Raw genomic sequence first — 12,532 nt, forward strand, 5'->3', positions numbered from 1 at the left:
TTGCGGGTCTGTGTTGTTCTTGCCGGCCTCATCGCTGGCAATGCCAGCTCCCACACTATCCGCGCCGGAAACAGATACTGTGGCTGCCCCGGAACCCTGTGGAAGTCGGCTTGCCGACGATGACGCCAGCAGTCACAACACCACAATCAACCCACCGATGTACCCGGCGCCAGTTCACGCCCAGCCACCACCTGCCCCTCCTCCAGCAACTCCCCCTCCCACTTCGCCACCACCGCCGTGGCAATCGAATTGCCCACCGCATTGGTCGCCGAACGCCCCATATCAAGGAAAGTATCGATGCCCAGGATCAACAGTAGCCCCGCCTCGGGAATGTCGAACTGCACCAGCGTCGCGGCGATCACCACCAGGGAGGCCCGCGGCACCCCGGCCAGGCCCTTGGAGGTCAGCATCAGGGTCAGCAGCATGAGGATCTGCGTGCCGAGGGACATTTCGATGCCGTAGGCCTGGGCGATGAACAGCACGGCGAAGGTGCAGTACATCATCGAGCCGTCGAGGTTGAACGAGTAACCCATGGGCATCACGAAACTGGAGATCTTGCGCGACACGCCAAAGCGGTCCAGCGCCACCAGCAGCTTGGGGTAGGCCGGGCTGGAGGATGTTGGCCATGGCCAGGCCCACCGCCAGTGACAGCAATGAGGCGGTCATGAACCACAGCATGGCCTTGCCGAATACCCGCCCCACCGCGCCGGCATCCCCCATATGGGCGATACCGACCACCAGGGTGGAAAACACCAGCGGGCCGATCAGCATCTTGATCAGCCGCAGGAACACGTCGGAGACGATCGAAAGTCACGTGCCGTCGCCGACACGATCGGGCACGCTAAATCCGCAGCCTGACTGCGACCAAGAGCCCTGCCGGCCTATCAGTTATGCGCCCTGGCGATAGCTCGCCAGCTATGCCCAACCGGCATATCTCAAAGAGAAAAACGGTAGTCGTCCCGGCCTCCCGTTCACCCCATGATGGGTCGAAACAAAAGCAGCACGGGAGCTACCCATGTCATCGCAAGAAACCGAACAAAGCTGGCAGGAAGACGTGTTCCGCGTCCTCAAGGCCCACGATGTGAAGCACGTCGTGTTCGTCCCGGACGCCGGCCATTCCGCCGCCATCCGCATGTCCTACGCCGACCCGGAGATCAAGGCCGTGGTCCTCACCACCGAGGAAGAAGGCATCGGCTACCTGGCCGGCGCCTGGCTCGGCGGCGAGCGCGGCGCGCTGCTGATGCAGTCCAGCGGCGTCGGCAACTGCATCAACACCCTGGCCCTGCAGAACTGTGCCGGCTTCCCCCTGCTGATGGTGGTGACCATGCGCGGCGACTGGGCCGAGTTCAACGCCTGGCAGAACCCCATGGGCCAGGCCACCGAAGCCTCGCTGAACCTGATGAAGGTGATGACCTGGCGCGCAGACAAACCCGAGGACGTCGCCCCGCTGCTGCACGGCGCCGCCACCATGGCCTTCAACGGCGATTCCGCCACTGCCCTGCTGCTCGGCCAGCGTCTGATCGGAGAGAAAAAATGGGTCAAGTAAGCGCCAGCCACACCCTGTGCCGCCGCGAAGTGGTACGCACCCTGCTCGCCGACCGCCAGGACCTGCTGGTGGTCACCGGCCTGGGCTCTGCGTCCTACGACGTGATGGCCGCCGGCGACCACGACAACAACTACTACCTATGGGCCGCCATGGGCAGCGCCATCACCGTCGGCCTCGGCCTGGCCAACGCGCAGCCGGACAAATCGGTGGTGGTGATCACCGGCGACGGCGAGCTGCTGATGGGCTTCGGCGCCCTGGCCACCGTGGCCCTGCAGAAGCCCGCCAACCTGACCATCGTGGTGCTCGACAACGGCCACTTCGGCGAGACCGGCATGCAGGTCAGCCATGCCGGCTTCGGCATCCAGCTCGACCAGGTTGCCCGCACCTGCGGCTTCAGCTGGACCGACGAAATCCATGCCATGGACGGTGTGCACGACCTGCGCGAACGCTTCGCCAGCCGCGCCGGGGTCAAGCTCGCCACCGTCAAGATCAAGGCCGAGAACCCGCCACGGGTGCTGCCGCCGCGCGACGGTTTCTACATCAAGAACCGCTTCCGCGCCGCCCTGGGCTTCCAGCCCACCTGACCGTGCAACGGCAGGTCCGTGCGCCGAGCCACGACAAGGCGCGCGGGCCCGCCAGCCCTGGAGAACAATAATGAGCGACTACAACAGCGAAGAACTCACTGCCATCCGCGACGGCGTGCGCGCCCTCTGCGCGGAATTCCCTGCCGAATACTGGCGCAAGATCGACGAGGAAAAGGGCTTTCCGGAAGCCTTCGTCACGGCCATGACCGAGGCCGGCTGGCTCTCGGCGATGATCCCGGAACAGTACGGCGGCTCCGGCCTGGGCCTGGCCGAAGCCTCGGTGATTCTCGAAGAGGTCAACCGCTGCGGCGGCAACTCCGGGACCATCCACGGGCAGATGTACAACATGTTCACCCTGCTGCGTAACGGCAGCGAGGCGCAGAAGAGCTACTACCTGCCGAAACTCGCCAGCGGCGAACTGCGCCTGCAATCGATGGGCGTGACCGAGCCCACCACCGGTACCGACACCACCAAGATCAAGACCACCGCAGTGCGCAAGGGCGACAAGTATGTGATCAACGGGCAGAAGGTGTGGATCTCGCGGATCCAGCATTCCGACCTGATGATCCTTCTGGCCCGCACCACGCCGCTGGCCGAGGTGAAGAAGAAGTCCGAAGGCATGTCGATCTTCCTCGTCGACCTGCGCGAGGCCATCGGCAACGGCCTGACCGTGCAGCCGATCGCCAATATGGTCAACCACGAGACCAACGAGCTGTTCTTCGACAACCTGGAAATCCCTGCCGACAGCCTGATCGGCGAGGAAGGCAAGGGCTTCCGCTACATCCTCGACGGCCTCAATGCCGAACGTACGCTGATCGCTGCCGAGTGCATCGGCGATGGCCGCTGGTTTATCGAAAAGTCCGCGCAGTACGCCCGCGACCGCGTGGTGTTCGGCCGGCCCATCGGGCAGAACCAGGGCGTGCAGTTCCCTATCGCCGAGGCGCATATCGAGATCGAAGCCGCCGACCTGATGCGCTGGCAGGCCTGCGAGCAGTACGACAAGGGCCTGAACGCCGGGGCGGCGGCCAACATGGCCAAGTACCTGGCGGCCAAGGCCTCGTGGGAAGCGGCCAACGCCTGTTTGCAGACCCACGGTGGCTTCGGTTTTGCCAACGAATACGACGTCGAGCGCAAGTTCCGCGAGACCCGCCTGTACCAGGTGGCGCCGATCTCGACCAACCTGATCCTGTCCTATGTGGCCGAGCATCTGCTGGAGTTGCCCAGGTCGTTCTGATGGGCCCTATCGCCGGCAACGCCGGCTCCCACAGGTTCCGAGCCACACCGCGAATCCTGTGGGAGCTGGCATTGCCAGCGATGAGGCCAGAACAACCACCGCTGATGCTGAACAAAGAGAACAACACCATGCCCCAGCCCCAAGCCCCCCGCCCCCTCGACGGCATCACCGTGGTCAGCCTCGAACACGCCATCGCCGCGCCCTTCTGCACCCGCCAGCTGGCCGACCTCGGCGCCCGGGTGATCAAGGTCGAGCGCCCCGGTGTCGGCGATTTCGCCCGTGGCTACGACCAGCGGGTCAACGGCCTGGCCTCGCACTTCGTGTGGACCAACCGCTCGAAGGAAAGCCTGACCCTCGACCTCAAGCAACCCATCGCCAGCGATATCCTCGACCGCCTGCTGGAAGGCGCCGACGTGCTGGTGCAGAACCTCGCCCCCGGCGCCGCCGCACGCCTGGGCCTGTCCTTTGAAACCCTGCACCAGCGCTTCCCCCGGCTGATCGTCTGCGATATCTCCGGCTACGGCGCCGGCGGCCCCTACGAGCGCAAGAAAGCCTACGACCTGCTGATCCAGAGCGAAGGCGGCTTTCTTTCGGTGACCGGCGGCCCCGGCGACAGCGACATGGCCAAGGCCGGCTGCTCCATCGCCGATATCGCCGCCGGCATGTACGCCTACACCGGCATCCTCGGCGCCCTGCTGCTGCGCGAGAAAACCGGCGAAGGCAGTCACCTCGACGTGTCGATGCTGGAAAGCCTGGTGGAGTGGATGAACTACCCGCTGTACTACGCCTACGACGGCGCCCCGCCGCCACCCCGTGCCGGTGCCGCCCACGCCACCATCTATCCTTACGGGCCGTTCCCGGTGGGCGGTGGCGATACGGTGATGCTCGGCCTGCAGAACGAACGGGAGTGGCAGCTGTTCTGCGCCACGGTGCTGGAGCAACCGGCGCTGGCCGAGGACGAACGCTTCAACGCCAACTTCCGCCGCGTGGAAAACCGCGAAGCGCTGCGCGGGCTGATCGTCGAGGCGTTTTCCCATCTGAATCTTGAGCAGGTCAGCGAGCGCCTGGAGCGGGCGCAGATCGCCAATGCCCGGGTCAACGACATGCAGGGCGTATGGAACCACCCGCAACTCAAGGCCCGGCAACGCTGGCGCGAAGTGACCACACCTGCCGGCCCCGTGCCGAGCCTGCTGCCACCGGCCAGCAGCAATGCCTTCGAGCCGCGCATGGCACCCGTGCCGGCGCTGGGCGAGCACAGCGAGACGATCCTGCGGCAACTGGGCCTGTCCAGCGCGCGCATCGCCGAATTGCACGCTGCGGGGGCCATCTGATGAACAGCACAGGAGCACAAGCCATGAACACCCCGGATCCCCGTGCCTGGATCGGCCGCATCGAAGAAAGCCGCGACCAGCTCAGCCACAACCTGGTCAAGCGCATCGCCGCCACCCTTGGCGAAACCTCACCGCAGCCGGGCGAGGCCCTGCCGCCGCTGTGGCACTGGGCGTTCTTCCAGGAACCGGTGAGCGAAGACGGCCTCGGCGCCGACGGCCATCCCGCCCGGGGAGGCTTCCTGCCCCCGGCCGAGGGACGCAACCGCATGTGGGCCGGTAGCCGCCTGACATTCAGAAAGGCTTTGCGGGTCGGCGCCGAGGTGGAGCGCCTGTCGACCATCGTCAACGTCGAGGAAAAACACGGCCGCACCGGCTCGCTGCTGTTCGTCACGGTGCGCCACGAGTTGTTCCAGGACGGCGAATGCGTGTTGGTGGACGAGCAGGACATCGTCTACCGCGAGCCCTCGCCGCCCAAGCTCGGTGGTACCCAGGCGCTGCCCGAGGGCCAGTGGCGCGAGGCCGTGCAGCCCAGCCCGACCCTGCTGTTCCGCTACTCGGCGGTGACCTTCAACGGCCACCGCATTCATTACGACTGGCCCTATGTCACCGAGGCCGAGGGCTATCCGGGACTGGTGGTGCATGGTCCGTTGATCGCTACCCTGAGCCTGCGCGCCTTTGTCCGGGCCAATCCGGGGGTGACCTTGAACAGCTTCAGCTTCCGCGGCGTGCGCCCGCTGATCGCGCCAACGCCGTTCGAAATCGGCGGGCGCATCGTCGAGCCGGGCAAGGCGCAGGTCTGGGCCGGCAACGGCGATGGCAGCGCGCAATTGGGTGAAATCGGCTTTACGGGAGTTCCGGCATGAACCTGGTACGCAGTGCATTGTTCGTCCCTGCGACCCGCCCCGAGCGGATCGCCAAGGCCCTGGCCAGCGGCGCCGACCGGGTCATCGTCGATCTGGAAGATGCGGTGGAGGAAGCGCTCAAGGACCAGGCGCGGGCCAATCTCGCAGGCTTCCTCGCCGAGCAGCCAGAAGCGCGGGTTCTGGTGCGGGTCAATGCGCCGGGGCATCACGGTCATCACGCCGATCTGGCCCTGTGTCGCGAGCATGTCGGGGTCAGCGGCATCCTGCTGCCCAAGGCGGAAACCGCGGAGCAGGTCGCGCTGGCCCATGCCAGCGGCAAGCCGGTGTGGCCGATCATCGAGAGCGCTCGCGGTCTGGCGGGCGTCGCGGACCTGGCGCGGGCGCCGGGGGTGGAGCGCCTGTCGTTCGGCAGCCTCGACCTGGGCCTGGACCTCGGCCTGCGCACTGGCAGCAGCGCCGCCCTCCAGGTGCTCGACCAGGCGCGCTATGCAGTGCTGCTGCACAGCCGGGTGGCGGGCCTGGCGCCGGCGCTGGACGGGGTGTACCCCGATATCGCCGACAGCGACGGGCTGCGCGAATCGGTGCAGTTCGCTCGCGACATGGGCTTTGGTGGGGCCTTGTGCATTCACCCGGGGCAGGTGGCGGTGATCCATGCCGCGTTGCGTCCGGATGAGCAGGAGCTGGACTGGGCGCGGCGGGTCGCGGCGGCTGCGGCCGAGGGTGCCGGGGTATTCGTGCTCGACGGACAGATGGTCGATGCCCCGGTGATCGCCCGGGCCCGGGCCATCCTGCAACGGGCCGGATAGATACTCCAGGAAGCTCTGCCTATGGGAAGGCCCTTGATGACCTCATCGCCGGCAAGCCGGCTCCCACAGGATTTGTGCCCGGCACGGACCCTGTGGGAGCTGGCTTGCCAGCGATAGCGCCGCTGAAACCACAGCCAAAATTACAGGCCATGCCATGCCCCAGACCGCGACCCACACGCCGCAATGCGCCCGCTACATCCTCGACGCCGCCCGCGAGTTGCTGGCCGAAGTCGGCTACGGCGCCATGTCGATGCGCCAGTTGGCCAGCCGCGCCGGTATCCTGCCCGGCAGCCTGTACCACCATGTCGCCGGCAAGCAGGAGTTGCTGCTGTACGTGCTGCTCGACCTGCACCAGCAGCGCGACGCCGCCTGGAAAGCCCGCTCCCGCGCCACCAGCAAGGCGGGCAAGCTGCGCGCCTTCATCGCCTTCGTCCTCGACCGGCAAGCGGCCTGCCCGGCCGAGTCGCTGATCCTCGAACACGAAGCCCGCCATCTCTCCCGCGAGCAAAGCGACTGGCTGGCACGTCAAGCCCATGGTCTGTGCGGCCAGTTGCAGCGTCTGCTGGAACGCGATGGCCTGCCCCGCGCGGAGGCCCAGAGTGCCGCCGTGGCGATCATGGCCCTGCTCGGTAGCGCCCATGCCCTACGCCAGCACACCGACATCTGGACAGCATCCCGCCTGCATGCCCATTTCCACCAGCTAGCCCTGCGCCTGCTAGGTGTCGCGACCAGCACACCAGAGCCCTTATAAACATATTCGATATCCGCTTAAGGATTTCCCAGAGGCGGTCCCCACGCATTCGGCCTTAGAGTCAAACCTCGCCCCATGGCGGCCAGGTGGCTCAGCGCCAGCCATCAACGTTTTCGAAGGCTGGCGCGTTGTTCACCCTTACAAAAACAAAAGGTGAATCCGAATGCTCAATGAATCTGTCGACGTCAAGGCGTGGATCGACAACCGCCCCGTGGCGGGCTACCAGTGGCTGATCCTCGGCCTGTGTTTCCTGATCGTGCTGTTCGACGGCTTCGACGTCGCGGTGATGGGCTTTATCGCCCCGTCGCTGATGCAGGAATGGGGGCTGTCCCGCGCCGCCTTCGGCCCGGTGATGAGCGCCGGCATGGTCGGCCTGGCCATCGGCGCGCTGACCGCCGGCCCCTACGCCGACCGCCTCGGGCGCAAGAAAGTGCTGCTGATCGCGGTCACCGGCTTCGCCCTGCTCAGCCTCGGCTGTGCCTTCGCCCGCAACCCCTGGGAACTGGCCGGGCTACGCTTGCTGATCGGCATCGCCCTCGGCGCCGCGCTGCCCAACTGCACTACCCTGCTCAGCGAATACCTGCCCGAGCGCAACCGCTCGCTGCTGATCACCCTGATGTTCACCGGCTTCAACCTCGGCTCCGGCGCCGGCGGTTTCCTCGCCGCCTGGCTGATTCCGGCCCATGGCTGGCAGGCAGTGCTGCTGGCCGGGGGCATCCTGCCGCTGATGCTGCTGCCGTTCCTCTGGGCGCTGTTGCCGGAGTCGGCGCACTTCCTCGCCGTGCGCAACGCCCCGGCCAGCCAGATCGCCAAGGCCCTGGGCAAGCTCGGCGGACGCTTCGCCGCCGAGACCCGCTTCTACGTTGCCGAACCGCCGCTGCAAAACAAGGCTCCGGTGAGCCAGTTGTTCATCCCGCGCTACCGCCTGGGCACCTTGGCCCTGTGGCTGACCTACTTCATGGGCCTGCTGGTGATCTACCTGACCATGGGCTGGCTGCCGACCCTGCTGCGCGACAGCGGCCTGAGCATCGAGCGCGCCGCCACCATCACCGGCCTGTTCCAGATCGGCGGCACCGTCGGCGCCCTGGTGGTGGGCTGGATCATGGACAAGCGCAACCCCAACGGCGTGATCGCCAGCGCCTATGTGCTGGGCGGCCTGTGCATCCTGTTGCTCGGCGCCCTGAGCCTGGAATCCAGCCTGCTGGCCGTGGGCGTGCTGGCCGCCGGCTTCTGCATGAGCGGCGCGCAGACCGGCCTGAATGCCTTCGCCCCCGGCTACTACCCCACCGACTTCCGCGCCACCGGCGTAAGCTGGATGCTCGGTATCGGACGTTTCGGCGCGATCTTCGGCTCGCTGGTCGGCGGCGCGGTGCTCAGCCTGGGCCTTGGCTTACCGCTGCTGTTCACCCTGCTGGGCACTCCGGCGTTCATCGCTGCCGCGGCCATCCTCGTCAACGGCCATGCGCGGCGCCGCGCCAGCCAGGCGCTGCTGGCGCACTAACTTTCACCGATCAAGGACCTCGTCATGGCACGCATCATCGGCGGACTCGCCGTCTCCCACACCCCGACCATCGGCTTTGCCGTCGACCACGACAAGCAGGAGGAAGCCGCCTGGGCGCCGATCTTCGAGAGCTTCAAGCCGGTCCAGGCCTGGCTCCAGGCGCGTCGGCCGGATGTGCTGTTCTACATCTTCAACGACCACGTCACCTCGTTCTTCTTCGACCACTACAGCGCCTTCGCCCTGGGTGTCGACGAGCAGTACGGCGTCGCCGACGAAGGCGGCAACCCGCGTGACCTGCCGGCCATCGGCGGCCATGCGGCGCTGTCCCGGCATATCGGCCAGAGCCTGATGGCCGACGAGTTCGACATGAGCTTCTTCCGCGACAAGCCGCTGGACCACGGCTTCTTCTCACCGATGTCGGCACTGCTGCCCTGCGAAGAAGGCTGGCCGGTGCAGATCGTGCCGCTGCAGGTCGGCGTGCTGCAATTCCCGATTCCCAGCGCAGCGCGCTGCTACAAGCTCGGCCAGGCCCTGCGCCGGGCCATCGAGAGCTACCCGGAAGACCTCAAGGTAGCCATCGTCGCCACCGGTGGCGTCTCGCACCAGGTCCACGGCGAGCGCTGCGGATTCAACAACCCGGAGTGGGATGCGCAGTTCATCGACCTGTTCGTCAACGACCCGCAGCAACTGACCCGCCTGACCCAGGCCGAATACGCCCGTCTCGGCGGCATGGAAGGCGCCGAGGTGATCACCTGGCTGATCATGCGCGGCGCCCTGTCGGCCAATGTCGAGCAGCTGCACTACGACTACTACCTGCCGTCGATGACCGGCATAGCCACCCTGCTCCTGGAGAACCGTGATCGCCCGCTGTCGGCCGAGGTCAACGCCCGGCACCTGGCGCATATGGGCCATCAACTGGCCGGTGCCGAGCTGCTTGAGGGCTCCTACCCCTTCACCCTGGAGCGCAGTGCCCGCGGCTATCGCCTGAACAAGTTCCTGCATCGCATGATCGAGCCGGACTGGCGCGCGCGCTTTCTGCTGGAGGCGGAAGCCATGTACGAGGAAGCCGGGCTCAGCGAGGAAGAACGCGACCTGCTGCGCCGCCGCGACTGGCGCGGACTGATCCACTACGGGGCGATCTTCTTCGTCCTGGAAAAGCTCGGCGCGGTATTGGGCATCTCCAACCTGGACATCTATGCCGCCATGCGCGGCCAGAGCCTCCAGGAGTTCATGAAGACCCGCAACCAGCAAGTGCTGTACTCGGTCGCCGGCAAGGCCGACTGACCCTCCCCTCGCCCCGCTTGCCGGGGCGATAACCCCCTGGCGTCACCTGCCTGCGCAACCTGCGCCGGGCGGCAACGCCGTGTCCAACGCATGGAATAACAACAACAATGAACAGCACCCGCCGCTTGTCCCGCTTCAACACCCTGGCCGTCGCCTGCGCCCTGCCGCTGCCGGCCCTGGCCGCCGGTTTCATCGATGACGCCAGCAGCACCCTGACCCTGCGCAACTTCTACCTCAACCGCAACTTCGTCGACACCGCCAGCCAGGGCAAGGCCGAGGAATGGACGCAAAGCTTCATCCTCGACGCGAAATCCGGCTTTACCCAGGGCACCGTCGGCTTCGGCCTGGATGTGCTCGGCCTGTACAGCCTCAAGCTGGATGGCGGCCAGGGCACCACCAATACCCAGCTGCTGCCGGTCCACGACGGCGGCCACCCGGCCGACGACTACGGGCGCATGGCGGTGGCCGGCAAAATGCGCTTCTCCAAGACCGAACTGAAGGTCGGCGAATGGTCACCGGTGCTGCCGATCCTGCGCTCGGACGACGCCCGTTCGCTGCCGCAGACCTTCCAGGGCGCGCAGGTCACCTCGCGGGAGATCGACGGCCTGACCCTGTATGGCGGGCAAATGCGCCAGAACAGCCCGCGCAACGACGCCAGCCGCGAGGACATGTCGCTGTTCAACCGTCCGGGCTTTACCTCCGACCGTTTCAACTTCGCCGGCGGCGAGCTGCGCTTCAACCAGGAGCGCACCCTGGTCGGCCTGTGGAGCGCGCAACTGCAAGACATCTACCGCCAGCATTACCTGACCCTGCAACACAGCCAGCCCGTGGGCGACTGGGTGCTGGGCGCCAACCTCGGCTGGTTCATCGGCAAGGACGACGGTGCCGCCCGTGCCGGCGAACTGGACAACCGCACCGCCAGCGGGCTGTTCTCGGCGCGGCATGGCGGCAGCACCTTCTACCTCGGCCTGCAGAAGGTCATGGGCGACGACGAGTGGTTCCGGGTCAACGGCACCAGCGGCGGCGTGCTGGCCAACGACACCTTCAACTCCAGCTACGAGAATGCCGGCGAGCGCTCCTGGCAACTGCGCCATGACTACGACTTCGCCGCGCTGGGCATCCCCGGCCTGACCCTGATGAACCGCTACCTGCAAGGCCACGACGTGCACAACGCAAGCACCGATGACGGTCGCGAGTGGGGCCGCGAGACCGAGGTGGCCTACACCGTGCAGTCCGGCCCGCTGAAAAACCTCAACGTCAAATGGCGCAACTCCAGCCAGCGCCGCGACTGGGGCAGCGGCACCCGCTTCGACGAAAACCGGCTGATCTTCAACTACCCGTTCAAGCTGCTCTGATCCGGCAACTCGGCGACCACCTGGCGCAGGCTCGCCATCAGCGCCTCGGCCAGCGGCGAGTGCAGGCTCGCCGTGCGGCAGGTCAGGCCGATGGCGCGGGTGGTGGCGGCCAGTGCCAGGGGCAGGATGCACAGTTCGTCGCGCTCGATCTCGTGCTCCAACTGGTGCGCCGAAACGATCGCCAGCATGTCCGAGCGCAATAGCAGGCCGCGGATGATCGCCAGGTCGGCACTTTCCACCCGCGGCTGCGGCGGCGCCAGGCCCTGGGCGGCGAAGCTGTCGTCCACCAGTTGCCGCGCCGGCGATCCGGCCCGTGGCAGCACCCATTGCGCATCGGCCAGGGCCCGGGCATCCGGGCGCCGGCCATGCAGCGGATGCTCGCGGCGCGCCAGTACCACCATGTTCTCCGACCACAGCGCCTCGCCGCTCAGGTCGCTGGCGTAGCTGCTGCCGCGCAGTGCGCCGAAGATGAAATCCACATCCCCCGCCCGCAGCTCGGTGGCCAGCAGGTCGAACGGGCTCTCGTTGGTGATCACGTGGATGCCGGGGTGTTCGGCAAGCAGGCGGACGATGGCTTCGGGCAGGATCCGCGTGCGCCCCAGCGGCAGCGCGCCGACCTGGACCACGCCCTGGAGCGTGCCGCGCAGGGCATCCAGGTCGGTATCGATATGACGCAGTTCATTCAGTGCCCGGCGGATCGGGAAGACGATTTCCTGGCTCGCCCGGGTCGGTTGCAGGCCCCGTGGCGTGCGCTCGAACAAGGCCTGCCCGGCGCCTCCTTCCAACACCTTGAGCGCGGCGCTGACCGCCGGCTGGCTGAGGCCGAAATGGCTGGCGACGGTCTGCATATGGCGGCTTTCGCAGAGCTTGGCGAACACCTGCAGGCGGCGGGCCTGGAACAGGTACAACGGCTCGATATCCGCGGCGGCACCGAGCAGGCGCGGCACCGTATCCAGTTCCGCCAGCACCCTGCGCGCCCGGGGCAGTACATGCTCGCCCTGGGTGGTCAGGCGCATGCCATTGGCGTGGCGCTCGAACAGCGGCACGGCGAGGCGCGCCTCCAGCTCGGAAATGGCCCGGGTCACCACCGACTGGGCGCGGAACAGCGTCTCGCAGGCCTTGGAGACGCTGCCCAGGTCGGCGACCCGGACGAAGGCGCGGACCTGCATCAGGTTGATTGGTTCGTCGGTTGGCATGTGCCGTTCGCCCCCTTCCAATTGGTCGATGTGGAACCTGTGGGACTATGCGCGTGACTTGGCTCAGCCGCAATAAGCAAA

Annotated in this window: 11 protein-coding genes and 1 pseudogene; 10 read left to right on the plus strand and 2 right to left on the minus strand. The window is 66.7% G+C overall.

Annotated features, from left to right (window positions below; all coding sequences use genetic code 11):
• Positions 1–146: 146 nt before the first annotated feature.
• Positions 147–804: pseudogene (locus tag ACODSK_RS30865) on the minus strand (dicarboxylate/amino acid:cation symporter).
• Between the two features lie 211 nt (positions 805–1,015).
• Here ACODSK_RS30865 and ACODSK_RS30870 point away from each other — a divergent pair.
• The 10 genes from ACODSK_RS30870 to ACODSK_RS30915 all read left to right on the plus strand — a co-directional run bounded on the left by ACODSK_RS30870 (position 1,016) and on the right by ACODSK_RS30915 (position 11,255).
• The gene (locus tag ACODSK_RS30870; RefSeq protein ID WP_489021685.1) at positions 1,016–1,546 is read left to right on the plus strand and encodes a thiamine pyrophosphate-binding protein; all 531 of its coding nucleotides are present in this window, start codon (positions 1,016–1,018) and stop codon (positions 1,544–1,546) included.
• Positions 1,534–2,130 (plus strand): thiamine pyrophosphate-dependent enzyme, encoded by a 597-nt coding sequence (locus tag ACODSK_RS30875; RefSeq protein WP_489021687.1) that lies wholly within the window; start codon positions 1,534–1,536, stop codon positions 2,128–2,130. Before ACODSK_RS30870 ends, ACODSK_RS30875 begins: the two co-directional genes overlap by 13 nt.
• 70 nt (positions 2,131–2,200) lie before the next feature.
• Complete coding sequence (locus tag ACODSK_RS30880) at positions 2,201–3,364, plus strand: acyl-CoA dehydrogenase family protein (protein WP_489021689.1); 1,164 nt, start codon at positions 2,201–2,203, stop codon at positions 3,362–3,364.
• A 128-nt stretch (positions 3,365–3,492) separates the two neighbouring features.
• Positions 3,493–4,695: a CaiB/BaiF CoA transferase family protein gene (locus ACODSK_RS30885; protein ID WP_489021691.1), complete on the plus strand. Its 1,203-nt coding sequence runs from the start codon at positions 3,493–3,495 to the stop codon at positions 4,693–4,695.
• Between the two features lie 23 nt (positions 4,696–4,718).
• Entirely contained in the window at positions 4,719–5,558 is an 840-nt protein-coding gene (locus tag ACODSK_RS30890; RefSeq protein WP_489021693.1) for an HTD2 family dehydratase, read from the plus strand.
• Entirely contained in the window at positions 5,555–6,364 is an 810-nt protein-coding gene (locus tag ACODSK_RS30895) for an HpcH/HpaI aldolase/citrate lyase family protein (protein ID WP_489021695.1), read from the plus strand. The genes ACODSK_RS30890 and ACODSK_RS30895 overlap by 4 nt, the downstream gene beginning before the upstream one ends.
• Before the next feature lie 154 nt (positions 6,365–6,518).
• Positions 6,519–7,115, plus strand: coding sequence for a TetR/AcrR family transcriptional regulator (locus ACODSK_RS30900; RefSeq protein WP_489021697.1), 597 nt, complete (start codon positions 6,519–6,521; stop codon positions 7,113–7,115).
• Between the two features lie 163 nt (positions 7,116–7,278).
• Positions 7,279–8,616, plus strand: coding sequence for an MFS transporter (locus ACODSK_RS30905; RefSeq protein ID WP_489021699.1), 1,338 nt, complete (start codon positions 7,279–7,281; stop codon positions 8,614–8,616).
• A gap of 24 nt (positions 8,617–8,640) precedes the next feature.
• Positions 8,641–9,900: a gallate dioxygenase gene (locus tag ACODSK_RS30910; protein WP_489021701.1), complete on the plus strand. Its 1,260-nt coding sequence runs from the start codon at positions 8,641–8,643 to the stop codon at positions 9,898–9,900.
• 107 nt (positions 9,901–10,007) lie between these two features.
• On the plus strand, positions 10,008–11,255 hold the full coding sequence (locus ACODSK_RS30915; protein ID WP_489021703.1) for an OprD family porin: 1,248 nt from the start codon (positions 10,008–10,010) through the stop codon (positions 11,253–11,255).
• On the opposite strand, the gene ACODSK_RS30920 is transcribed toward ACODSK_RS30915, so the two are convergent.
• On the minus strand, positions 11,234–12,451 hold the full coding sequence (locus ACODSK_RS30920) for a LysR family transcriptional regulator (RefSeq protein ID WP_489021705.1): 1,218 nt from the start codon (positions 12,449–12,451) through the stop codon (positions 11,234–11,236). The two genes, ACODSK_RS30915 and ACODSK_RS30920, sit on opposite strands and share 22 nt — an antisense overlap.
• Positions 12,452–12,532 lie beyond the last annotated feature (81 nt).

The sequence above is a fragment of the Pseudomonas sp. FG98 genome (assembly GCF_057808595.1).

Excerpts from the sequence above, each read along its gene's own strand:
- ACODSK_RS30915 (WP_489021703.1), top strand. The coding sequence starts at position 10,008 with ATGAACAGCACCCGCCGCTTGTCCCGCTTCAACACCCTGGCCGTCGCC.
- ACODSK_RS30885 (WP_489021691.1), top strand. The coding sequence starts at position 3,493 with ATGCCCCAGCCCCAAGCCCCCCGCCCCCTCGACGGCATCACCGTGGTC.
- ACODSK_RS30920 (WP_489021705.1), bottom strand. The coding sequence starts at position 12,451 with ATGCCAACCGACGAACCAATCAACCTGATGCAGGTCCGCGCCTTCGTC.
- ACODSK_RS30890 (WP_489021693.1), top strand. The coding sequence starts at position 4,719 with ATGAACACCCCGGATCCCCGTGCCTGGATCGGCCGCATCGAAGAAAGC.
- ACODSK_RS30880 (WP_489021689.1), top strand. The coding sequence starts at position 2,201 with ATGAGCGACTACAACAGCGAAGAACTCACTGCCATCCGCGACGGCGTG.
- ACODSK_RS30900 (WP_489021697.1), top strand. The coding sequence starts at position 6,519 with ATGCCCCAGACCGCGACCCACACGCCGCAATGCGCCCGCTACATCCTC.
- ACODSK_RS30905 (WP_489021699.1), top strand. The coding sequence starts at position 7,279 with ATGCTCAATGAATCTGTCGACGTCAAGGCGTGGATCGACAACCGCCCC.
- ACODSK_RS30870 (WP_489021685.1), top strand. The coding sequence starts at position 1,016 with ATGTCATCGCAAGAAACCGAACAAAGCTGGCAGGAAGACGTGTTCCGC.
- ACODSK_RS30875 (WP_489021687.1), top strand. The coding sequence starts at position 1,534 with ATGGGTCAAGTAAGCGCCAGCCACACCCTGTGCCGCCGCGAAGTGGTA.
- ACODSK_RS30895 (WP_489021695.1), top strand. The coding sequence starts at position 5,555 with ATGAACCTGGTACGCAGTGCATTGTTCGTCCCTGCGACCCGCCCCGAG.
- ACODSK_RS30910 (WP_489021701.1), top strand. The coding sequence starts at position 8,641 with ATGGCACGCATCATCGGCGGACTCGCCGTCTCCCACACCCCGACCATC.